At 68.8% G+C, this 22529-nt stretch carries 24 protein-coding genes and 1 tRNA gene; 11 read left to right on the top strand and 14 right to left on the bottom strand.

From position 1 onward, the window contains the following. Positions 1-79: 79 nt before the first annotated feature. The 5 genes from ACSR87_RS07090 to ACSR87_RS07070 all read right to left on the bottom strand — a co-directional run bounded on the left by ACSR87_RS07090 (position 80) and on the right by ACSR87_RS07070 (position 4507). Positions 80-152 (bottom strand) — tRNA-Arg (locus ACSR87_RS07090). 62 nt (positions 153-214) lie between these two features. After that, the gene (locus ACSR87_RS07085; RefSeq protein ID WP_498529987.1) at positions 215-1681 is read right to left on the bottom strand and encodes an MATE family efflux transporter; all 1467 of its coding nucleotides are present in this window, start codon (positions 1679-1681) and stop codon (positions 215-217) included. Positions 1682-1878: 197 nt separating this feature from the next. After that, positions 1879-2460: a 2Fe-2S iron-sulfur cluster-binding protein gene (locus ACSR87_RS07080; RefSeq protein WP_498529986.1), complete on the bottom strand. Its 582-nt coding sequence runs from the start codon at positions 2458-2460 to the stop codon at positions 1879-1881. A gap of 181 nt (positions 2461-2641) precedes the next feature. Further along, positions 2642-3541, bottom strand: coding sequence for a phosphogluconate dehydrogenase (NAD(+)-dependent, decarboxylating) (gene gnd / locus ACSR87_RS07075; protein ID WP_498529985.1), 900 nt, complete (start codon positions 3539-3541; stop codon positions 2642-2644). 93 nt (positions 3542-3634) lie between these two features. Next, complete coding sequence (locus ACSR87_RS07070) at positions 3635-4507, bottom strand: ATP-grasp domain-containing protein (protein WP_498529984.1); 873 nt, start codon at positions 4505-4507, stop codon at positions 3635-3637. 142 nt (positions 4508-4649) lie between these two features. Here ACSR87_RS07070 and ACSR87_RS07065 point away from each other — a divergent pair, with 142 nt between their 5' ends. The 6 genes from ACSR87_RS07065 (at position 4650) to ACSR87_RS07040 (ending at position 8992) form a co-directional block, all read left to right on the top strand. Then, positions 4650-5744: an aminopeptidase gene (locus tag ACSR87_RS07065; protein ID WP_498529983.1), complete on the top strand. Its 1095-nt coding sequence runs from the start codon at positions 4650-4652 to the stop codon at positions 5742-5744. 112 nt (positions 5745-5856) lie between these two features. After that, entirely contained in the window at positions 5857-6336 is a 480-nt protein-coding gene (locus ACSR87_RS07060) for a high-potential iron-sulfur protein (protein ID WP_498529982.1), read from the top strand. A 157-nt stretch (positions 6337-6493) separates the two neighbouring features. Then, a complete protein-coding gene (locus tag ACSR87_RS07055) occupies positions 6494-7087 on the top strand; it encodes a hypothetical protein (RefSeq protein ID WP_498529981.1) in 594 nt (197 codons plus the stop codon). A 558-nt stretch (positions 7088-7645) separates the two neighbouring features. Further along, the gene (locus ACSR87_RS07050) at positions 7646-8047 is read left to right on the top strand and encodes a 30S ribosomal protein S6e (RefSeq protein ID WP_498529980.1); all 402 of its coding nucleotides are present in this window, start codon (positions 7646-7648) and stop codon (positions 8045-8047) included. A 24-nt stretch (positions 8048-8071) separates the two neighbouring features. Beyond that, positions 8072-8509: a DUF7112 family protein gene (locus ACSR87_RS07045; RefSeq protein WP_498529979.1), complete on the top strand. Its 438-nt coding sequence runs from the start codon at positions 8072-8074 to the stop codon at positions 8507-8509. 54 nt (positions 8510-8563) lie between these two features. Then, positions 8564-8992: a DUF5807 family protein gene (locus ACSR87_RS07040; protein ID WP_498529978.1), complete on the top strand. Its 429-nt coding sequence runs from the start codon at positions 8564-8566 to the stop codon at positions 8990-8992. Between the two features lie 63 nt (positions 8993-9055). On the opposite strand, the gene ACSR87_RS07035 is transcribed toward ACSR87_RS07040, so the two are convergent. Next, entirely contained in the window at positions 9056-10339 is a 1284-nt protein-coding gene (locus ACSR87_RS07035; RefSeq protein ID WP_498529977.1) for a DHH family phosphoesterase, read from the bottom strand. 103 nt (positions 10340-10442) lie between these two features. After that, positions 10443-10904: a universal stress protein gene (locus tag ACSR87_RS07030; protein WP_008574693.1), complete on the bottom strand. Its 462-nt coding sequence runs from the start codon at positions 10902-10904 to the stop codon at positions 10443-10445. 101 nt (positions 10905-11005) lie between these two features. On the opposite strand from ACSR87_RS07030, the gene ACSR87_RS07025 reads away from it, so the two are divergent. Next, entirely contained in the window at positions 11006-11461 is a 456-nt protein-coding gene (locus tag ACSR87_RS07025) for a universal stress protein (protein WP_004041708.1), read from the top strand. A 51-nt stretch (positions 11462-11512) separates the two neighbouring features. Here ACSR87_RS07025 and ACSR87_RS07020 read toward each other — a convergent pair whose 3' ends face one another. Then, the gene (locus tag ACSR87_RS07020) at positions 11513-12067 is read right to left on the bottom strand and encodes a GNAT family N-acetyltransferase (RefSeq protein WP_008574696.1); all 555 of its coding nucleotides are present in this window, start codon (positions 12065-12067) and stop codon (positions 11513-11515) included. Then, positions 12064-12432, bottom strand: a complete 369-nt coding sequence (locus ACSR87_RS07015) for a universal stress protein (protein ID WP_004041703.1) — start codon at positions 12430-12432, stop codon at positions 12064-12066. Before ACSR87_RS07015 ends, ACSR87_RS07020 begins: the two co-directional genes overlap by 4 nt. 120 nt (positions 12433-12552) lie before the next feature. Here ACSR87_RS07015 and ACSR87_RS07010 point away from each other — a divergent pair, with 120 nt between their 5' ends. Then, positions 12553-13305: a DUF5806 family protein gene (locus ACSR87_RS07010; protein WP_498529976.1), complete on the top strand. Its 753-nt coding sequence runs from the start codon at positions 12553-12555 to the stop codon at positions 13303-13305. A 64-nt stretch (positions 13306-13369) separates the two neighbouring features. Here ACSR87_RS07010 and ACSR87_RS07005 read toward each other — a convergent pair whose 3' ends face one another. After that, positions 13370-13897, bottom strand: a complete 528-nt coding sequence (locus ACSR87_RS07005; protein WP_498529975.1) for a DUF7529 family protein — start codon at positions 13895-13897, stop codon at positions 13370-13372. A 128-nt stretch (positions 13898-14025) separates the two neighbouring features. On the opposite strand from ACSR87_RS07005, the gene ACSR87_RS07000 reads away from it, so the two are divergent. Beyond that, complete coding sequence (locus ACSR87_RS07000; RefSeq protein WP_498529974.1) at positions 14026-14478, top strand: hypothetical protein; 453 nt, start codon at positions 14026-14028, stop codon at positions 14476-14478. A 33-nt stretch (positions 14479-14511) separates the two neighbouring features. Here the strand turns inward: ACSR87_RS07000 and ACSR87_RS06995 are convergent, their stop codons facing one another. Both ACSR87_RS06995 and ACSR87_RS06990 read right to left on the bottom strand, forming a co-directional pair. Continuing rightward, a complete protein-coding gene (locus ACSR87_RS06995) occupies positions 14512-15801 on the bottom strand; it encodes a dihydroorotase (RefSeq protein ID WP_498529973.1) in 1290 nt (429 codons plus the stop codon). 88 nt (positions 15802-15889) lie between these two features. Further along, positions 15890-16576, bottom strand: coding sequence for a lipoate--protein ligase family protein (locus ACSR87_RS06990; protein ID WP_498529972.1), 687 nt, complete (start codon positions 16574-16576; stop codon positions 15890-15892). A 54-nt stretch (positions 16577-16630) separates the two neighbouring features. On the opposite strand from ACSR87_RS06990, the gene ACSR87_RS06985 reads away from it, so the two are divergent. Then, positions 16631-17542, top strand: a complete 912-nt coding sequence (locus tag ACSR87_RS06985) for a DUF8155 domain-containing protein (RefSeq protein ID WP_498529971.1) — start codon at positions 16631-16633, stop codon at positions 17540-17542. A gap of 222 nt (positions 17543-17764) precedes the next feature. Next, the gene (locus tag ACSR87_RS06980; RefSeq protein WP_498529970.1) at positions 17765-18448 is read left to right on the top strand and encodes a helix-turn-helix domain-containing protein; all 684 of its coding nucleotides are present in this window, start codon (positions 17765-17767) and stop codon (positions 18446-18448) included. A 198-nt stretch (positions 18449-18646) separates the two neighbouring features. Here the strand turns inward: ACSR87_RS06980 and khk are convergent, their stop codons facing one another. Both khk and ACSR87_RS06970 read right to left on the bottom strand, forming a co-directional pair. Then, a complete protein-coding gene (gene khk / locus ACSR87_RS06975; RefSeq protein ID WP_498529969.1) occupies positions 18647-19774 on the bottom strand; it encodes a ketohexokinase in 1128 nt (375 codons plus the stop codon). A 60-nt stretch (positions 19775-19834) separates the two neighbouring features. Then, positions 19835-22414, bottom strand: coding sequence for a sensor histidine kinase (locus tag ACSR87_RS06970; RefSeq protein WP_498529968.1), 2580 nt, complete (start codon positions 22412-22414; stop codon positions 19835-19837). Between the last annotated feature and the right edge of the window lie 115 nt (positions 22415-22529).

The raw sequence follows: 22529 nt of genomic DNA, 5'->3' as shown, positions 1-22529 counted from the left end.
AAAAATTGGACGCACCCGACGGGATTCCCGCGAGCGAAGCGAGCGGGAAGTCGTCGGGGGAGTGAGGCCGAAGGCCGAACGGACCCGACGGGATTTGAACCCGCGACATCTTGGTCCGGAACCAAGCACTCTGTCCACTGAGCTACGGGCCCTCAGCGGAGAGAGCTACACGGCACCGACGTAAAACCGTTGTGGAACCCGCGCCGGCGGCCGATTACGTTCCGGTCGCGTCGGCGTCGACGACGCTGTGTTTCCACGTCCCGCGGGTGAACCACGCCGTGGCCGCAATCGCGCCGAGAATCTGTCCGACGGCCATTCCGAGCCAGATGCCGGTCTCGGCGAAGCCGAACTGGAACGAAAGCAGGTAGACGATGGGCACGCGGCCCAGCCAGAGCGCGAACAGCGAGAAACCGAGGGCGGTCTTCGTGTTCCCCGCGCCGCGGTACGCGCCGAGGACGACCTGGAGGACGCCGATGAAGCCGAACTCGACAGCGCGGATGCGGATGTACTCGACGCCGAGGTCGATGGTTCGGGCGGCCGAGGCGGTCCCGGTCTGGAGGAAGAACGCGACGACGGGTTCGGCGAAGACGTACGCGAGCACGCCGGTGGCGAGCATGACGCTCGCGCCGACCTTGGCGGCGAGCCAGACGGCGCTCTCGGCGCGGTCGGGGTTCCCCGCGCCGAGATTCTGGCCGACGATGGTGTTGGTCGCCCGGCCGAGACCGAGCGCTGGGAGGAACACGAGCGACGTGAGACGGTTGCCGAGGCCGAACGCGGCGACGACTTCGGGGGCGAAGGTGACGACCATCGCGGTGAGGGTGATGAAGCCGAGGGCGGTGGCGGACTGCTCGATGGCGCTCGGGACGCCGATATCGACGATTTGCTTGATGTACTCGAACTGCGGGCGGAAGTCAGCGAGTTGTACGTCGGGGCCGGCGCTCGTCCCGAAGATGACGTAGATGCCGATGACGGTGGCGACGGCGCGCGAGAGGACCGTCGCGTACGCCGCGCCGGCGACTTTGAAGCCGTCGAAACCCGTGGCGGCGAAGAGTTCGGCCTGCAGTCCCTCCTGCCCGAGCATCGAAAACAGCGGGTTGGCGTCGAAGCCGAAGATGAACACCGGGTCGATGACGACGTTGATGAGGACGCTGATGAACATCACGACCATCGGGGCGCGGGTGTTGCCGTAACCGCGCATGAGCGCGGAGAAGACGAAGAAGCCGAACAGGAACGGCAGGCCGAGGAAGAACACGCGCATGTAGTCGCCGGCGAGGGGGATGACCTGTCCGGCGGTCGCCTCCGAACTCGGGAGGACGCCGAGCATCGCGTCGGTGGCGAAAAAGCCGATAACGCCGACGACGACGGCGATGACGGTGATGAACGTGAGCGTCTGTCCGGCGACGGTCCCGGCGGAGCCCTCGCTTTTCGCGCCGGTGTACTGCGCGACGAGCGTGCTGCCGGCGACGGTGAAGCCGCCCCCGACGGAGATGAGAAGGAAGATGAGCGGAAACGCGAGGCTGATGGCGGCGACGGCGTCGGTCGAGAGCCGGCCGAGCCAGACGGTGTCCGCGAGGTTGTACGCCACCTGGAGGAGTTCGGTGACGATAATCGGCCACGCCAGTTCGAACATCGGCCGTTTGAGGTCGCCTTCGGTGAGGGAACCTCCTTCGGGGAGGGACACTGAACAGGTGAGACACGCGGAGACCGTTTGAAAGCGTCGATAGGCGTCGTCGCCCGAGGAGACCGTCGGCGGCGGGCGGGAGCGATTCTCACGTAACCGACCGCAGCCGACGATGCGGGAGCTATTCGCAGAAGCGGCGATGACGGCTCACGAACGGATGGCGTCGCGAGAAAAGGTGGGTGGTTGCGGTCGTCGCGTTACGGGGCTTCGCCGGTCTCGATGGCGAAGTCGGCTTTCGGGTAGGCGACGCAGGTGAGCGTGTACCCGTTGTCCATCTCTTCGTCGGAGAGGGTCTCTTGGGTGTGGTGCGTGATGTACTCCTCTGCTGGGCCGTCGGTAATCTTTGCGGCACAGGAGACACACGAACCCTGTCGGCACGCATAGGGGAGGTCCATCCCGGCGTCTTCGCCCTGGTCGAGCACCGTCTCGTTGCTCGCCAGCTCGATGGTCTCGCCCTGCTTGACGAACTCGACTTCGAAGTACTCGACTTCGTCTTCGGGTATGTCGGCGGGACTCGGTTCTTCCTCCGCTTCCTCGCCTTCGAGTTCAGCGCCCTCTTCGCCGCCACCGACCGCGGCGACGCCGCCGCCGCCCCCGATAGAGCGGTTCATCGGCTCGGGGAAGTCGGTCTCTGCGACGGTCGCCGCGCGGCGTTCGAGGACCTCCTGTGTGATGTCGGCGGTCGGCTCCCAGCCGGTGCCCTTCGAGTAGTGCAGGGCGACGGCGAGGAGTACCAGGACCAATCCGGCCCCGACACCCACCAGACTGATGACTGCCATACCGGCGGATATGGAGGGAGGGGTTAAGGAAATTGTGATTGTGGCGGCACCCGCGGGCGGTCGATTTCGCCGCCGAGACGAGGGTTTCACCGGGGTTCCCACAATATCGGGGGGCGAGAACGGCGCCCGTCTCGGGCGCGCCGAGAGCATCGCCGGGCACGACCGGTAGTTCGCGGCCGCGTCAGTCGTCCTTCCGCGCGACCTCGTGGCGGCCGAAGCCGTACCGGAGCCGGTTGGCGAGGCGGCGGGAGAAGCGGTCGTCGGCGCGGGAGCCGAACCGCTCGGCCAGCGACTGGTAGATGAGCGGGACCGGAACCTCCTGTTCGAGCGCCTCTTGGACCGTCCACGTGCCGGTCGAGCCGCCCGCGACGTGGTCGTCCACGTCGCCGAGGTCGCTGCCCTCCTCGCGGAACGCCTCCTCGCAGAGTTCGAGGAGCCACGAGCGGATGACCGCGCCGTTGTTCCACGTCTTGGCGACCGATTCGAGGTCGAGGTCGTAGCGACCCTCGGCGAGCAGTTCGAAGCCCTCGCCGTACGCCTGCATCAGCGCGTACTCGACGCCGTTGTGGACCATCTTTACGTAGTGGCCGGAGCCGGAGTCGCCCATGTGGCCGTGGCCGTCGGGACCGGTCGCCACGGCGTCGAAGACGGGCGTTAGTTCGTCGTAGGCCCACTGCGGGCCGCCGACCATGAGCGAAAAGCCGAGGTCAGCACCGGCGGGGCCGCCGGAGGTGCCGCAGTCGAGGTAGGCCGCCGAGCACGCCTCGGCGCGCCGCACGGACTCCTCGAAGTGTGAGTTGCCGCCGTCGACGACCACGTCGTCACCGTCGAGGTGCGGGTCGAGGTCGTCGAGCGTCGCGTCCACCGCGTCGCCCGCGGGGACCATGAGCCAGATTCGCTTGTCGTCGTCGAGCCGGTCGACGAGGTCGGCGACGCTGTCCGCGGGTTCGGCACCCGCGTCGGCGGCCGCCGCGACGGCTTCCGCCGAGAGGTCGAAGGCCACGACCTCGTGCCCGGCATCGAGCACTCGGTCGACTACGATGCGCCCCATCCGGCCGAGGCCGATGACGCCTAGTTGCATGCGTCGGCATCGTCCGCGGGGGGTGGTAGTGGTTGTGGTTTGGCGCGTGCGCGGCCGTCCGCCGAGGCGATACCGCCGGAGCCGGCCGCCCGCTCAGAGCCGCGCCAACAGCGCCTCGGCCAATCGGTCGCCGGCGGCGTCGTCGGTCCGGAAGAACAGTTCGGGTTCGATGAGTTCGACTTCGAGGAGGAGGAAGTCGTCGCCGCGTTCCACGCCGTCGACGCGGGCGTACAGCGGCGGGTCGCCGCCGAGGTGGGCCGAGACGGCGTCGACGACGCACCGGGCGTTGTCGCGCAGCGTCTCGCTCGGCTCCTCGACGTGGACGCTCCCCCCGTGTTTCTCTTGGACGCGGTAGTCGCCGGGCTCGGGGCGCTTGACCACCGCGTGGCTGAACTCGTCGCCGAAGAAGACGAGCGACCACTCGCCGTCTTCGATGTCCGGTGCGAACTCCTGAACCAGCACGTCCTTCTCCGCGACGAGGTCGTCCACCCACGGCTGGGCGTCGGCGGCCTCCGCGCGGCTCAGCTGTCTCGTCTCGAATGCGCCCGCGCTCACGGCGGGCTTGACGACGAGTTCGTCCCACCCTCGCGTCTCGAAGACGGCTTCGAGAGACACGTCGCCGCCGCGTTCGACGTACTCGGTCGGCAGCGTCGAGACGCCGGCGTCGGCGAGGTCCCGCAGGTAGAACTTGTGGCTGTTCCAGTCCAGCGTCGCCGGCGGGTTCCACACCGCGCAGTCGGCGTCGGAGAGGCGGTCGACCCACGCGGCGTAGGCCCTCGGATGCCGGTAGTAGTCCCAAATCGACCGGACGACCACGGCGTCGAAGTCGCTCCAGTCGACCGACTCGTCGGACCAGACGACCGGCTCCGCCGACACGTCTCGCTCCCGGAGCGCCGCGAGGAACGGGGCGTCGTCGTCGACGAGTCCCGGGAGGTCCTCGGAAGTGGCGAGTGCGATGGAAGTCACGGGAGAGAATGGTAAATATCGGGCGATAAGGGTTCTGTAACGCTCGGCACGTCCGCCGAAACCCCCCCCGCGTCGAGGTCGCGGTGGATGGCCTCGCGCCCGCAGCCGCCGACGTTTTCACCGCCCCGCGCGAGGGTCGCGTATGGACGAACGCATCCACGAGCACGCCGCGGTGCTCGTCGACTGGAGCGCGCGAATCGAGGCCGGCGACGACGTGGTCGTCTCCGTCGGTGAAGGGGCTCACGACCTCGCGGTGGCCGTCGGCGACGCCCTCGGCGAGCGCGGCGCGAACGTCGTCACGACCTACGCCTCCGAGGAGGTCCAGCGGGCGTACCTCCGCGCGCACGACGGCGACTTCGAACTCCCCGAACACGAACTCGCCCTCTACGAGGCCGCCGACTCGGTGCTCTTCCTCGGCGGCACCCGCAACACGGCGGCGACCGCCGACGTACCGACCGAGACGCGCCAGGCCTACGGCCGCGCCACGAGCGAGGTCAAAGAGGCGCGCATGGACACCGACTGGGTCTCGACGGTCCACCCGACCCGCGCGGCGGCCCAGCAGGCGGGAATGTCCTTCGAGGAGTACGCCGACTTCGTCTACAACGCGATTCTCCGCGACTGGTCGGCACTCGCCGAGGAGATGGCGAACATGAAAGACGTGCTCGACGCCGGCTCGGAGGTTCGCATCGTCAAGGCCGACACCGACCTCACGATGTCCATCGAGGGGCGGATCGCCGTCAACTCCGCGGCGTCGGTCGCCTACGACTCCCACAACCTCCCGTCGGGCGAGGTGTTCACCGCGCCCGTCGAGGACGCCGTCGAGGGCGAGGTGTTTTTCGACGTGCCGATGACGCTGGAGGGCCAGCGCGTCGAGAACGTCCACCTGACGTTCGAGGGCGGCGAGGTCGTGGACTTCTCCGCGGGCGCGGGCGAGGACGCGCTGGCCGGCATCCTCGACACCGACGAGGGCGCGCGCCGACTCGGTGAACTCGGCATCGGCATGAACCGCGGCATCGACCGCTTTACCGACAGCATCCTCTTCGACGAGAAGATGGGCGACACCGTCCACCTCGCGGTCGGTCGAGCCTACGGCGCGTGTCTCCCGGAGGGCGAAGACGGCAACCAGTCCGCGGTCCACACGGACATGATAACCGACATGAGCGAGGACTCGCGCATCGAAGTCGACGGCGAGGTCGTCCAGCGGAACGGCACGTTCCGGTGGGAAGACGGGTTCTGAGCCGTTATCGCCCCGTTTTCTGACTACCCTCCCGCTGGGGCTGCGATTAAGATACCATGTTCACCGATAACGCTGCGCTTACTAAAACCGTCTGAGGACGTAGCGCTCAGTCATGGCGCGATTCGGCCGAACGAGGCGGCGGTTCCTCGAACTGGTGGGAAGTGGTGCGGTAGTGGGTGTCGCTGGCTGCCTCGGCGGTGGTGGCGGCCAACAGGAGACCGAGACGGAGACGACAACGACCGAAACGATGGACGACGACCACGGCGAGGAGCGTCCCGAGGGCGTCTCCGCGGAGGAGTTCGAACGCGGCCCGGTTCCGGAGGCCTACCGGGCGGCGCTCTCGCAGGCGAACGAGCGGCGGAACCCCGACGACCTGTTCACGAAGGAGGCGGTCAAGTTCCAGGAGGCGGACGACGCCGTCGAGGCGGGGCTCACCGAAGCCGGACGAGACTGCGGTAACTGCGCGGAGTACATCCCGGACAAGAACGGCGACGGCTTCGGTGCCTGCGCGAAGGTCGAGGGCTACGTCGACCCCGAAGACTGGTGTTCGCTCTGGGAGTCTATCGAGGAGGCTGAAGGCGAAACCGAATGACACGAACAGTGGCTGCCCGAGTACGCCGCTTGGCTTGCTGGTTTCCGGACGGTTCAGTCTTTATTGAGAAGTAGTCCATTTCACTAAATGAACTCCACATTCAATTTAGTTGAACGCACCAATATTGTTATTCAAACACGGAAATGACCAGTATCCGATGCCGACTGACCCAGCCAGCACCGCGTTGACTCGTCGCCGCGTCCTCAAAGGAACTGCCGGAGCCGCAACCGCGCTCGTAGGTCTTCCCGCCTTCAGCGGCGTCGCAGCCGCGCACTTCCCGCTCGAACTCGACATCGATATCCAGCCCGAGAACGCGGACAACTACCTTGACTTGGACGTTCACAAGACCGTCTCCGTCGCTGTCAAGCGGACCGAGTTCCTCAACGGCGACGGTGAACGCGAGACGTTCGACCCCGCGGAGGAGGCGAGCCGCTACCGATTCGGCTCGAAGAACGCGCTCGAACGCGGCGACGGTGCCCGGCCCGTCGGTGACGGCGAACGAACCACGATAGGGGGCGGCCACGGCACCGAGACGGACGCACTCGTACTGGAGTTCCCGGTTGACGACACCGGACTTGATGGCGGCGAGGAAGCCGCCTGGCTCTACTGGGAGCGAGACGAGTCGGGGAACCACGGCTACGCGGGCGTCGACACAGTCAACGTCTACGGCTCGTCGGACGTGAACCGAGGGCTACTGCGGTCGCTGCTTCGTGCGCTGCGGGGGTCCAATCGCGGTCCGCCTCGAGAATAGCGGCTGACGGGTGACGGGGGCCCTGACGGGAACGCCGCTCGCGGGGACGCCCCGACGAGAGCGACATCGATGGGTGGTAACGCCGTCCTTCCGACCCCGTCTCACTCCCACGTCGCGTCGGGGCTCTGAAGTGACCCACCGCACTCCTGACAGACTCGTTGGTGAGCGCCTTCCACAGACCGGGAGCCGCAGGTTGGACACTCGCGCCGGGTCCGCTTCACGAGGGAGGTCGGTTCGACTCTGACCAAGGCGTCGGTTCGCCGCGTCGCGAGCGCCTCGGTTCTACGTTCGACCAGCGCCGTCGTTGGTCGCTTCACGAGTTCCCGCGGTCGGGCCGCCACCAACTCCCGTGATTCCGCCGTGACGAGGGCTGTGGGCCCCCGCGTGACGATATCGTTGCTCATGTTTCGAGTTATGTCGTGTTCCAAGTTAACTGTTGTCTGGGTGGGTGGTTCCCCCTGACGACGCCGAATTCGGCCGTTTCACCCCGATTCGGTGGGTGCGGCCCCGAGACGCGCTTTCGACGTACTTTTTATCCGCGACCGTTTTCATCCGCGCATGGCAGAATTCATGGTCGTCGTCGCCGACCCCGACTCCGGTGCGACCTACCAAGTCGACGTCGAAGGACAGGACGCAAACCGATTCCTCGGCCGCGACCTCGGTGACGAGGTCGACGGCGCGGCCGTCGGTCTCGACGGCTTCACGCTCGAACTGACGGGCGGTTCGGACAAGGCCGGCCGACCGATGCACCCCGACGTGCCCGGCGGCGCGCTCAAGGAAATCCTCGCCGAAGACGGCATCGGCTACAAGCCGTCCCGCGACGGCGAGCGCAAGCGCGTCACCGTCCGCGGCCGCGAGGTCTCCGGCGAGACCGTCCAGATTAACGCGAAGGTCGTCGCCGGCGAGGGCGACGTCGCCGCCGCCTTCGGCGAGGGCGACGACGAAGAAGCCGACGAATAACGCCGTCTCACTCCTCTCTTCCCCGTGCCAGAGCAACTGCCCTCCGACCATCCGTCGGTCCAGACGTTCCGCGCGCACATCGCCCGCAGCGGCGGCACCCGCCGCCCCTGTCTACGCGTCCCCGACGACGTGCTCGCCGCCGACGGCGATTTCGTCCGCCTCCACCTCGGCGGCACCGCCTACCACGCCCGTCTCTCGGCCGACGCCTCGGGACTCGTGATTCGCGGCGCGTACGACAACAAGCGCCTCGCGCGCACCCCGAACGACGGCGAGAACCGACTCGTCGAGTGGTGCCGCGAACACGACCGGGCCGACGGCGACGCCGTCGAACTCGACGAACTGGACGACGGCTACCAGTACGGCCTCCGGGTTCCGGGTGTCCGACAGGTGTACCGCATCACCGAGCGGCCGAACGACTCGCTTTCGAACATCGCCGAGCAGTTCGGCCTGTCCGACGAGTGACCGGTCGGGCTCCGAGACACGCCGCTTTTACGCGCCGACCGCCCTAGGCGGGGTATGAGCAAGGTAACGGAGTACCTCGCAGGCGAGCGCCTCGACGACGTGGCGCTCTATCTCACCCACGAGTACCTCGACAGCCAGGGCAAACTCCCGAACATGGGCGTCGAAGTCGAAAACGGCTACGTGCTCGTCGTCCCCGGCGACGACGGTCGCCGGGCCTTCGCGGCCGGCACGGGCATGGACGCCATGGAGTTCGCACAGACCGCCATGGGCAACGACGGCGACATCGACGACGACCTGAGCGGCGGCACCTGCCCCGAGGCGGCCGCCGAGGAGAACCACGAGGTGAAGTTCATCTTCTCCTTCGCCGAGGAGCAAAACGAGGAGGTCGGCGGCATCTACGAGGACGGCGACGTGGTCCACGCCTACGCCAAATGTACCTGCGGCACGACGTACTCCGACCGCTGGGTCGTCGACGACGCGTAACCGACCGACCGGGTTCGGCGCTGATTTTCCGATTCGGCTTCGCTCTCCGAGTCGCGTCCGACGTTACCGTTCGGTCTCGACGCCTTCGTCGTCTTCGGCGTCATCGTCGGCTTCCGCGTCGGCCGCGGCTTCCGCTTCCGCTTCCGCCTCCGCGACCGCGTCTGCGACCTGCTCGAACGCCCGGAGGATGACGCGCTTCGTCGTCGCGCCCTGCGTCGTCCAGTGGTGGGCGTAGTCGAGCATGTCGTCGTAGATGTCGGGCTTACAGCCGGCGGCCTTCGGGTGGCCGCCGCCGTTGACGAGGTCCGCGACCTCGTGACAGCGCTCGAAGTCGTCGGAGCCGCGAATGGAGGCGCTTCCGGCGGGCTTGACGACGACCGCCGCGTCCGCGCCCGCCTTGCGGAGGGCGTCCGCGACCTCGTTTTGCGAGCAGCGGCCGTAGGTGACGCCGACCGTCCAGCCGCCGACGGTCTTCAGTTCGGCACGGTCGACGGCGGCCTGAATGAGGTTCTCCTTTTCGACGCGGCGGTGGGCGATGTACTCCTCGACGACCGGCGGGAGGTCCGCGCCGTACGCGCCGACGACGGCGACGTACTCCTCTTTCGAGGTCCAGTAGGCGTAGTCCGCGAGGTCCTGACTCCGCTCGTCTTCGTTCAGCCAGAGGTCGTGGTCGCGGGTGACGGCCGCGAGGTCCGAAAACCGCTCGTCGAACTCGTAGTCGAGTTCGCGGAGCGTCACGTCGGTCGAACACTCCTCGTCGGACTCACCGACGACGAGGTCGACGCCGGCCTCGCGGACCGCCTCGGCGACCTCCGGCTTCCACTGGTGGTGGTCGTACCAGTGAATCTCGCCCGCCGTCTCGACGAGCGCGGCCAGTTCTTCCTCGACGTACTCGAACTTGTCCGGACAGAGGTCGCAGACGTACACCTCGACGCCCTCGGGGGCGTAGTCGGCGACGCGCTGGAGGTCGTCTTCCAGCGAGTACGGACTCGACCCCATCAGCGCGACCGGCGATTTCGGGCGCTCTTCTTCGTCTTCTCCGGCGAGGGCGGGTTCCTCGTCGTCTTCGTCCTCGTCCTCGTCGTCGCTGAGTTTCTCCTCGATGCGTTCTTCGAAGTCGGCCACGTCGAGGGCGGCGTCGTAGGCCTCCCGGAGGAGGGCGACACAGCCGAGGCCGTCGGCGTCGGTGTCGGTGACGACCGCGACCGACGCGTCTTCGAGTTTCGCCTTGGCGCGCTCTTCGGCGCGTTCCTCGTCGAACGACTCGGGGTAGAAGAAGCCGGCTCCGGGGAGCACGGACTTGCGGGGGAGCGAGAGCTGAGAACTGTCGATGAGCTCGTCTTCCATACGCTGAACTCGGGCGCGACGGGGAAAACTCCTCCCGATTCCGTCGGCGGAGACCGCGCCGAACGTCCCGCGGGCCGCGACCGAACCGAGCTACGCGGCCCGCTCAGGCCGCCTCGTCGCTCAGCAGGGAGTCCGTCGTCCCCTCCTCCAGCTGGCGGACCGTCAGCACCGGCACCGGACAGGTCCGGACGACGCGCTCGGCGACGCTGCCGATGAGAAAGCGGTTCTCGCCGTGTCGGCCCCGGGTTCCCATGGCGACGGCGTCGGCGTCGACCTCGCGGGCGTAGTTCGAAATTTCGGCGGCGGGGCGGCCCTCGCGCACCGCGACGGTCACCTCGCGGTCGGTCGCGGCTTCGACCTCCGCGAGCGCCTCCTCGCCGCGTTCGGTGAGCGCGTCGCGCATCTCGTCGCGGAGCCGCTCCGGCGCGGTCTCCACGTCGCCGGCGTCGATGACGTACAGCGCGTGGACCGACGCGTCGAACCGCTCTGCGAGGTCGACGGCGACGCTGACCGCCCGGCGGACGCTCGCCGAGCCGTCGGTGGCGATGACGATGGTGTCGAACATGGCTTCGGGTTCACGGCGCGGCGGCATAAAACCAGTCTGGGGCGGCCGGCAGCCGGGACCGTGGGGTGAGTTTTTTGTCGTCCCCCGACGCAGGTGGGGACATGTCACCGCGCCCGCTCTCTATCGACCTCGTTCTCGTGCCGGTCGACCAAAGCGAGGAGGCGACGCGCGCGGCGGAGTACGCCGCCGCCGTCGCGGCCGAGTACGACGCCGCGGTCCACGCCGTCCACGTCCTCGGCGAGGACGTCGTCCGCGCCATAGAGCAGGGCGTCGTCGACGAGGACGCCGTCGCCGAGGACAGCAAGGCCGTCACCGACACCGTGTCGGCGCTCGCAGAGACCGCCGACGTGCCCGTCACCACGTCGGTCGCCTACGGCTTCTCGCGGACGAGCAAGCTCCGCCACCCCGGCAGCGTCGTCCTCGACACCGCAGAAGAACTCGACGCGGACTTCATCGTCGTGCCCCGAGAGCCCGTCTCGGGCGACCCAGGCGAGGTGCTCGCCAAGGCCGCCGAGTACGTCCTCCTGTACGCCAGCCAGCCCGTGCTTTCGGTCTGAATCCTGTCCGAATCCTGAATCGTTGGTCGTTGTCGCGGCTCGCCGCCGCCCTCAGCCGCCCTCGTCGTCCGGCGGTTCAGCGAGTCGGATGGTCATCTCCAACTCGAAGCTCTCGGCGTCGCTCGTCTCGAAGCCGACGGTCTGGTAGAGGCCGACCGCCGCGCGGTTCCACCGCTCGACCGTGAGCCACACCTTCTCCACGCCGGCCTCCCGGCCGTGGCCGAGCAGCGCCTTGATGAGCCGCGTCCCGATGCCGGCGCGCTGGTACGTCTGGTGGACGAAGATGGCGAGTTCGTAGGCGTCGCCGTCGGGGACGAGCGTCGCGTGGCCGGCCACCTCGTCGCCGTCCCACGCGATGACGTTCAGGCAGTCCTCGTCGAGGATGTTCTCCAGCCAGTCGCGGATGCGGTCCTCGCGGCCCGGCGGGATGCCCTGCGCGCGGTCCGAGGGGTCGAACGCGTCGTACATCTCGACGAGCGCCTCCAACTCCTCGTCTGAGCCGTCGTGCGCGCGCACCTCGATGGTGCGGTCTTCCCCGTCGGTGAACGACAGCGGCGGCGCGTCGTACGGGTCGGCGACGGCGTCGGAGAACGTTCGGTCGCTCATCGTACTAGGGTGACGGTCACGTGGGAGTTCAGCAGGACGAACTCCGCGATGTTGCCGATCTGTATCTTCCCCATCGGGCTCGTCTCGCCGCCGCCGAGCACCAGTTGGTCGAACCCCTCGTTTTCGGCGAGGTCCACGAGGGCGCTCCCCGGGTCGCCGTCGAGCGCGCGGACGGTCGCGTCGACGCCGCGCTCGTCGAGCAGTTCCGTCACCCGCGTTTCCATCTCCTCGCGCGAGCGCTCGCCGGACGGGTTGTCGACGATGGCGACCGTGAGGTCGTCGCCGACCTCGGCCGTCCGTTCGACCGTCGTTTCGAGCGCCCGCATGGAATCGTCGCTGCCACCGATTCCGAGCAGTACCTTCATGATTCCCAATCTCGCGGGCGCGATAGAAAACCCTTACCCGGAAACGGGGGGCGACATCCCCGTCGGCGGGGGACCGAACATCGCGGAACCCTTTTCGGCCGTGCCGCGGTAGCCCGCGGTATGACAGACGAGTCCGACGAGTTCGAGACGGGCGCGAGCGACGCCGAGGAGACGGCTCGCCCCGACGCGGACCCGCGAGCGGCGGCGGACGAAGCGGCGGCGGACACGGAGCCGGCAGACCCAGCCACCGACTCGGAGACTGCGGGCGCGGAACCGACGGACGACGCCGGAGCCGATGCCGACGCCGAAGACGCGACTGAATCCGAGGCCGGTGACGCCGGTCCAGACGCCGGAGCTGACGCCGACGACGCGGTTCCCGAGGACGTACAGAAGTACGCCCGGTTCAAGAAGGTCGACGGCGCGCAGTACGACCGCGTCAACGACTTCCTCCGCGAGCGGACCTACGTGACGGCCCGCGAGTGGGCAATCGCGCGACTCTGCGCGGACTTCCGGACCGAGACGGGCGTCGAGATGACGAAAATCGGGAACAACCTCCCCGAACTCGTTCCCTTCATGACCGATACCTACACCCCGCAGGCGGTCAATCAGGCCCGGTCTGCGTTCCGCGACAAGGTTCGGAAGTCGGGCGCGACGTTCCTCTACGGCGCGATGTCGGGCTTCTTCACGGCCGAGGAGCTCGACGAGATGATGTACGAGGTGACGGAAATCGCCAAGTTCCTGCTCGAAGTCGAGGGCGTCGACCTCTCGGTCGAAGAGGAACTCGAAGCCGAAGAGCGCATTTCGAGCGTCATGCGCGAGGTCCGCGAGGCGAGCACGGAACTGCGGCAAGAGGAACTGTCTGACGAGGAGTGACGCCCCGCGGTCCGTGCGACTCCGCACCGGTTTCCCCCCGGACCGACGCCGCGCCGACTCGAAGTCAGGGGAAAAGCGGGTCCGGTTCCGACTGGACTAACTCGACGCGTCGGTCCGCCTCGACTGGCCGAACGTAGAGCCGGAGTTCGTCCTGTTTTCGCGCCTTCGTCGCCATCGCGTCCACCTCGCCCAACTCGTAGTACAGCGGGACGACGACGGCCTTCGACGCCGCGGCGTCCTGCACGACCGAGACGACGAACACGGTGTCGTCCTCGCGGGCGCGGTACACGTCGTAGCGGTCGAACGCGGCCGACTCGACCCACGACGACAGCGACTCGAACTCGCTTCCGGGGACGAGCACGTCGAAACCGACGCGCTCCGTCGCCTCCGGCAGGTTCGCCGGCGGCAACACCGACACGTCGCCGGGATGGAGCACGAGCGTCTCCCAGCCCTCGTCTTCGTACTCGGCCGCGGTCGCCTCGGCGTCCTCTACCACAGTCTCCCAGAACGACAGCAGTCCCGTGAGTGCGTGTGGTTCGTCGGCGTCCGCGTTCGGGTCGCGGCCTCGCGGCGGCGTCCGCTCGTCGGTCATGCGTGTCACTCCCTCGGGGAGTCGGACGGGAAAAAGATTCGCTTGCGTCGGGTTCGTCCGTTCCGGCGGGCCCCCGACACCCGGCGGCGGCGGAACTGCTATCTATCTCCCCGCCGACAGTCGGCCCGATGCGATGGTCACTCCGCGCGGTCCTCGGGTCGCTCCAACTCCCCGTCGCCGGGGCCGGGGTCGCGCTTCTCGCGTTCGTCTGGCGGACCGCCGTCACGATGCCCCCGCCGCCGCCCGGAAGCGACGGCTTCGCCCACGGGCTCGCGGGCTTTTTCCTCCTCGCGTTCGGTGTCGTCGGCTTCATCCTCCTCGCTGGTGGCCTGCTCATCCCGCCGGGACCGGGCTACGGCGTCGAGTTCACTCGCAGACAGCGCTGGCTGTTCGCCTACGCGCTGGTCGCGCCGGCGCTCGCCGTGGGTGGCTTCCTCGGGACCGTCGTCCTGTCGTCCGCGCTCGGCGGCCTCGGCGGCCTCGCCGGGTCGGTCGTCCCGCTGGTCGCTCTGACAGCGCCGCTCGCGGTGCTCGTCGGCGTCGGCTGGAAGGGCGCGCAGGTCGCGGCCGCGCGGGTCTGAGCGGGCCGGCCACCGGTCGGTTCCCGCCTCCGGTCAGTCGCGGACGTTCTCGCCGGCGACCGCGCCGAAATCCTCGCCGTCCCAGACGAACTCGCCGCGGAGCATCGTCCACTCGGGGAAGACGCCGGTGTGGCCCTCGAACGGGGTCCACTTGCAGTTCGAGTGGAGGTCAGCGCCGCGAATCTCGCGGGCGGCGTCGAGGTCGTACAGCGCGAGGTCGGCGTCGGCGCCCGCCTCGATTCGACCCTTGCGCGGCAGGTCGAACACCGCGGCGGGGTTCGCGGCGACCACGTCGCGGACGCGCTCGGCGGTGAGGTCGCCGGCGACGACTGCGCCCAGAAGGAGGGGAACCATCGTCTCGACGCCGGGGACGCCGCTCGGGGCGTCGAGAAGCGACTGTTCTTTCTCCTCGCGGGTGTGCGGCGCGTGGTCCGTGGCGACCATGTCGATGCGGCCGTCGGCGAGGCGCTCGAACATGGCCTCGCGGCGCGCCTCGGAGCGGAGCGGCGGGTTCATCCGGCCGTAGGTGCCCAACTCGTCGAGGTCGTCGCGGGACAGAAACAGGTGGTGCGGCGTCGCCTCGCAGGTCGCGCCGCCGTCGCGGGCGGCGTCGACGCCCTCGGGCGTGCTCGTGTGGGCGATGTGAATCTGCGCGCCGGTCTCGCCGCCGACGCGGACGGCCCGCTCGACGGCGACCGCCTCGGCCTCGGCGGTCCGGTAGGCGCTCCACGCGTCGGCGTCGGCGTCGCGGCCGACCCCGCCGAGGTCGCCCTCGATGGCGGAGTCGTCGAACAGGTCGGCGTCCTCGGCGTGGACCGTGACGGGCACGCCCGCCTCGCCGGCGCGCTCTGCGGCCTCGGCAAACAGGTCGGCCTCGATGCCCATGTCGCCGGTCGAGTCGGCCAGGAACACCTCGCCGAGGGCGAAAAGCGGGCGCTCGAACAGGCTGTCGGGGTCCCAGTCGGCGGTGACGCCGCCGTTGATACCGTAGTCGATGCAGGCGTTCGCGGCGCGCTCGGCCTTCGCGTCGAAGCCCGCGCCGTCGGTCGTCGTCGGGTCGGTGTTCGGCTGGTCGGCGACGGTCGTCACGCCCCCCGCGGCGGCGCTCCGCGCGCCGGTCTCCCACGTCTCCTTGTGCTCGAATCCCGGTTCGCGGAAGTGGACGTGTACGTCGATAGCGCCCGGCAGAAGCAGGTTCCCTTCGGCGTCGACGGTCTCCTCGTCAGCGACGGGGTCGAGGTCACCGACCGCCTCGACGGTTCCGTCCTCGACGCGGACGTCGACGGCGCGGCCGTCGGCCAGCGTCGCGTTCTCGATTCGCATACGAGGGGGTGCGACGCGCCGGGTGCTAAGTCCGGCGGTTCGGGGAGTGACGGGGCCGGCGGTTCGGGGAGCGGTCGCAGTCAGTCGCTCACGCGAGGTCGGCCGCGTTTTCGACGCGCGTCTCCGCGTCGCCAACGAAGACGGCTTCGAGGGCGTCGCAGACCGCGTCGGAACCGGCCGGGCCGCCGGCGTCAGCGACGCTCCCCACCGAATCCGGGTCGAAGGGAACGTCGATAGCCTCGTAGACGGGCGCGAGCACGTCGGCTATCTCGTCGCGGTCGGTGACGACGACCACGCCGGAGACGAGCGCGCTCTCTTTTCGAACGCGCTGGGCGAGGCCGCAGAGCTTCCCGCCCGCTTGGACCGAGTGGTCGCCGGGGCAGTACGACGCCGGGGGCTCGCCCCGCCGCGCGGGGACGCCGAGGCTCCGCAGGGCGCGGACGACGGCGGTCGTTCCGGCCTCGTACCGCGCGTCGAGGCCGCTCCGGGCGTCGTCGAGGGGAACCGCGTGGGCGAACGCGACGGTGGTTCCCGTGTAGGCCACGGCGCGGCCGCCGACGGAGCGCTCGATAGCGGGAAAACCGCGTTCCTCGGCGGCGGCGACGGCCTCGTCGTACCGCGGGGCGCGGGTGTCGCGCCTGCCGAACGCGAGCTGTCGGTGCGGCGTCCACGCGCGGAACGCCGGTTCGCCCGTGTCGCCCGCCTCGCGGAGCATGGCCGCGGTGACCGCCCGGTCCGCCTCCCGGTCGGGCCCGCGACCGCGGATGACGCGCATACCCGAGAGAAACACCCCGACGTACCTAAGCGCACCCGTCCCGTCCCGACGACCATGCTGCGACTGCCGCGGCCGATGCTCTTGCGCTTCGAGCGCTTCTCGCTCTACAACTCGCCGTACCCCGCCCACGACGGCGGGTGTGCTATCGACCTCTACGTCGCCGCCGACGACCCGGTGGCCCGCTCGCCCGTCGCGGGCGTCGTCCGAGAGACGCGGACCGTCCGCGCGCCCGACAAGCCCTACGCCCACGACGACGAGTACCTCATCCTCGTCGATGTCGACGCCGACGCCACCGGACTGGGCTGGCTCGGTGACCCCGACGACGACCCCCGCGACGGACTGGTCGCGCGCATCCTCCACGTCGACCCCGGCGTCGACGCGGGCGACGAGGTCGCGGTCGGTGACTCGCTGGGACGGCTCGTCCGCTCCGGCTTTTTCGCGCCGTGGGTCTCGAACCACGTCCACGTCGGCTTCCGCCCCGCGGACGCGAACCACCATCGCGCTCGGGGGTCGCTCCCGGTGTCGCCCGACGTGACCGTCTCGCCGCTCGACTGGGACGGGACGGGAACCGTCGTCGAGACGGCCGAGACGTTCGTCGTCCTCGACGCCCCGACCCGCGCCGACGCGGGGGTCGCCCCCGGCGAGTTCGTCGGCCTCGCCAGCGACGAGGGCGTCGTCCTCGACGGCGGTCTCGCCCACTACGGCTTCGGGGGCGCGCTCTCGCCCGTCGAAGACGGACAATCGCTGTCGCTCCTCGGCGAGCGGGTCGGCCGGGCCGCCGGCCGCGACGTTCCGTGGGCCGACTTCGACGTGCTCGTCGACGGCGTTCGAATCACTGGATTGTCACTATTCGCGTCTCGCGTCGACTTCGGGAGCAAACTCGTCTGTCCCGGTCACGGCTTCACCACCGGCGACGAGGTGTCGGTCGAGATTCGCCCCAGCGCCGACCCGATTCGACTCGACTGACGGCGGCAGAAGTGTCATAGAATTGGATTTTTAACCCTCTCCGGCGCGGCTGCCCGACACCTCCATTTTGTGGCTCCATTTTTAAACACCTTTACTATGAAAGGATTAGTCTCCGCAAAAAATATCCTTCGGTCGCCCGTATTTTTCTCCGTTCGTGAGACCCGACATACGAGCGCGTGCCGTCGCTTCGGTTTTCGATGCAGCCGCTGCCACCGCGCTGCGATGACCGGCGACCACGCCAGTGGGTACGAGGTCGAACTCGGCCACCCGCTGGCCGGGGCCTCGCCCGACGGAACGTTCGAAGACCCCGAGTTCGAACTCACGTTCGTCGGCGGTATCCCGGTGACGGACGAGCCGGTTCCCTACTTCGTCGCCCGCGGCAGCGACCGCGAGGCGCTCGACGACCTGCTCGACGACCACGCGAGCATCGAGCGCTTCGAACCGATATCCGACGGGCCCGAGGGACGGCTTTACCGCTGCGAGTGGGCGACCCGCGACGGCGACATCCTCTCGGCCATCCGCGAGTGCGATGGCATCGTCCGGCAAATGGTCGGCACGAGGTACGGCTGGTCGCTGTCGGTGTACTTCCCGTCGAACGAGCTGACCACCCGATTCCACGACGCCTGTCTCTCCCGCGATATCGACATCGACGTGCGCCGCGTCGAACCGGCCCGCCTCGACGAGCGTTACCCCCCGAACACCGGCCTCTCGGAGAAACAGCTGACGGCGCTTCGGCTCGCCTTCGAACGGGGCTACTTCGAGACGCCGAAAGAGACGGGCCTCGACGACATCGCGAGCCGGTTGGGTATCACCGAACAGGCGCTCTCACAGCGGCTTCGTCGGGCGCTCCGAAACCTCGTCGGGTCGACGATAGACGACCTCGACCGCGATTCGCGGTCCGAGTGAAGAGCCGATGATGCGTCAAAACGGGACCGTGGTGGGGCGCGGCAACCGGGCGCGAGATGCCACGACGGGAGTCGATTTCGCCACCGGAACGGCGCGACTCGCGGCTCTCCGGCGGTGCGCCCGTGTGGGGGTGCCACCGACGCATATCGGTACGCCGATTCTAGTAATATATCTGACCCTTGTGTGGACAATCGGTATTTAAGCGGCGTCGAAGTAATCGGGATACTCCGAGGCGAACGCCCGTAGTTCGTCGTACGTCGGCGGCGACCCGGTTCTGACGAAGTGTCCCGCGACCGCGTTGCCGACGACGAGCGACTCCGCGCGACCGAGGTCGAGGACGTGCGCGAGCGCGAGGCCCGCGTTGAAGTGGTCGCCCGAACTCGTCGTCAACACCGGGTCGTCCGTCCGGGGGACCCCGACGGTCGCGGTTCCCCCCTCGTCGACGAGGTGCGCCTCCTCGATGCCGTGGCCCGCGAATCGACTGACGCCGAGGTGGTCGAACGCCGCCTGCGACTCCCGGCCGAAGTCGTCGCTCTCGACGCCCGCCAGCCGCGCGAGATAGCGCGTCTCGTAGCGGTTCGCGGAGACGACGACGCGCACCGCGTCGTCCAGCGCCGACACCTGCTCGACGCCCGCGGCGACCACGTCGGGCTCTCGCTTTCTGAGGTCGCCGGGGTCCAAAAGCAGCGTCTCCGGCGGGTCCGACAGCGTCGGCCACAGCTCCTCGCGGAGGCCGCGGGCCACATCCGGTAGCTCGGGCATCTCCGACCAGTAGCCCATCCCGACGAGTTCGGCCCCGTCGATCAGTTCGGCCAGTCGGTCGAGGCCGACGCGCGACTCGATTCCGGCCCAGTCGAGCGTCATCAGCGCGCCGATTTCGGTGAGCATCAGCTTCCCGTCGTCGAACTCGACGGCGTCGGTGTAGCCGGGCGACCCGAGCGTCTCCAGCGGGAGGTGGCCGAACTCCTCGACGAACGGCTCTTCGACCGGGTCGCCGAGACAGCCGACGACTCCGGGCTCGAACCCCATTCGGTCGAAGGCGCGCGCGAGGTGGCTCACGTGTCCGCCGGTGCGGACGCCGTCTTGAATCCACTCGAAGGTGAGCGAACTCTCGGCTTCGACCGAGTCGTTCACGCGGTCAGCGAACGCGTCGAGCGTCGGCACCCGCTCGTAGGTATCTGCCGACTGTCGCTCGGAGACGAACTCCCGAACGCGGTCGATGTAGCCGTCGAATCCGAACAGCACCCGCCCGCCGTCGACGCGCTCGGGCAGCGACTCCCGACACGAGTCGGCCGCGCGGACCGTCGTCTCGTCTGGTGTTTCCATGGCGCTCCGTTCGGACGACCCGCAATTAGTGTTGCCGCCGCCGCCGACACTCTCGCCCCGTCAGCGGTCGCTTTCGGTCGTAATTTCGAACCGCGCGCCGCCGTCGTCGCTCTCGACGAACCAGACGCTCCAGCCGTGGGCGTTCACGACGCTCATGACGACGCTGAGGCCGAAGCCGGTCCCCTCGGAACTCGTGGTGTAGCCCGCCTCGAACATGCGGGGGCGGTCGTCCGGCGGAATCCCCGGGCCGTCGTCTTCGACGTAGAAGCCGGCGCGGTCGTCGAGGGGGCCGACCCGGACGGTCACGTCGTCGCCGCCGTGGCGAATCGCGTTCGAAAAGAGGTTTTCGAGGAGCTGTCTGAGCCGCCCGCGGTGGGCTTCGATCGGGAGTTCGCCGTCGGTGACGAGCGTCGCTTCCGGCGCGTCGCTCGCGGCGGTCGTCCACGCCGCCTCGGCGACGGCCCCGAGTGACAGTCGCTCCGCCTCCTCGACCGTCTGACCGTTGCGCGCGAGCGCCAGCATGTCCTCGACGATGCCGGCCATCCGCTCGTGGGCGTCGGCGACGCGGTCCAGTTCGTCGCCGTCGTACCGCTCGCGGGCGAGGTCGAGATAGCCCATCGCCGCGTTCAGCGGGTTCTTGAGGTCGTGCGAGACGACCGACGCGAACGATTCGAGCTGTTCGTTCTGGCTGGCGAGTTCGCGCTCGCGCCGCCGCAAGAGCTGTTCGCGTTCGACCCGGTCCAAGACCGCGCGGGTGTTGGCGGCCAACACCTTCGCCAACGCGATGCGCTGGTCGGCCAGCGAGTCGTCGCCGAGGGACGCGACGAAGAACACGCCGTGGTCGTGAATCGGCACGATGAGTTCCTCTTTGACCCCGGCGTCGCGGACGAACCGTCGCGGGTTCGAGTCCACGTCCCGGTAGAGATTGTGCTCGCCGCGTTCGAACACCTCCCACGTCAGCCCGGCCCCTCGCGGAATCGGCGGCACGTCACCGAACACGTCCCACGCCTCGTCGGTGAACGCCGTCGGGACGAGCGCGTCCTGCGACTCGTCGTACAGGAGGACGCCGCTGATCGCGTAGTCGAGGACTTCGGTGGCGGCCTCGCGGACGATTTCCGCGACTTCCTCGCGGCTCGTCGCCCCCGTCAGCCGTCGGGTCGACGCGTGCAGCGCGTTGAGCCGCTGTTCGTACCGCTTTCGCTCCGTCACGTCCGTCGAGATGCCGACCGCGCCCGCGACCTCCCCGCCGTCGTCGACGATGGGCGAGACGGTGAACTCGGCCACGTAGTTTTCCTCGGGAAACGACAGTTCGATTTCGAACCGCTCGCGCTCGCTCTCGCCGCCGAGGACGGCGTCGAGCGCGGACTGGGCGCGTTCGTACTGGTCGGCGGCGAGATAGCCGGCGTCGCGGAGCGCCGAGACGTGTCGGCCGACGAACGTCGACATGGGGATGGTCGTCCGCGAGAGCGCGGCCTCGTTGATGAACTGGACGACACCCGCCTCGTCGACCACGTACGCGCCTTGGCCGATGCTCTCGACGATGGTCTCGTAGCGCTTGAGCCGCTCCTCGTAGCTCCGCTGTTCGGTCACGTTCCGCGAGGTGACGACGAAGCCGTCGACCGAGGTGTCGGCCTGATTGCTCCCCACGGATTCGAGCCACGTCCACGACCCCTCGGCGTTCCGCTGGCGGTACCGGACGGGGTCGGTCCCGTCGGCCCCGGTCTGGAGCGCGCGCTCGAAGACGGCCTTGACGCGGTCCCAGTCGTCGGGGTGAATCAGGTCGGCGACGCGCTCGTCGACGAGTTCGTCCTCGTCGAACCCGAGCACCTCGGTGACGGAGGGGCTCTGGTACTTGATTCGCCCGTCGGTTCCCACGAGGGTCACGAGGTCCCGAGCCAGCTCCACGAGCCCGCGGAACTGCGCCTCCGTGGCCCGCTGCTCGGTCACGTCGCGCATCGAGACGAGGACGGCGTCGGAGCCGTGGTAGTCGATCTCTCTGACGTTCGTCGAGCACTCGCGGGCCGCGCCGTCGGCGTCGACGAGACGAATCTCGTAGCTCGCGGGTGCGTCGCCGCCCTGTCGTCGCGTCGTGGCGATGGCGGCGGCCCGCTCGCGGTCGTCGGGGTGGACGATACTCGACACCGACCGCTCGGCGAGTTCGCCGTCGCGCAGGCCGGTAAGCTCGGTCAGCCGGCGGTTCCAAAAGCGAAACTCGCCGTCCTGCGCGACGAAGATGGCGTCGTGGCTCTGTTCGACGACGGTCCGATACAGCGAGTCCGAGTTCCGCCCGGCCGACGCCCACTGCGTGAACTCGATGGCCCGCTCGACCCGCGCGGCGACCGAGGCGACCGCTTCCGGCGTCTCCGGGTCGCTGATGGCGATTGCGCCGCCGTCGTGGGCCGATTTCGGGGTGCTTTCGGTCAGAAAGAACACCGGGACCACGCCGATTCGGTCGCGGACGCCGGAGACGAACTCGGCGTCGAGAGCGCCGCGGACGACGACGCCGCCGACTCCGGCGTCGAGGGCACTGAACACGTCGCCGCGGTCGGCGCACGTCGAGGTCGTGAACCCGCGTCGCCCGAGGGCGTCGACGAGGCCGTCGGGGCACTCGTCGACCAGCACGACGCGGGAATCGCTCATACCCGTATCACTCCGTGAAACTGTATATATTTCACTCACCACCGGATTGACAAGTGCTCCACGGCTCCCGTCCGCTCGGCTCACTCGCCGGTCGGCTTCCCGCTCGCAGTCGCCT

It is taken from the genome of Haloferax sp. SDI50, from assembly GCF_059802635.1.
The sequence above is the reverse complement of the archived record's forward strand: the minus strand, read 5'-3'. Positions and strand labels throughout refer to the sequence as shown.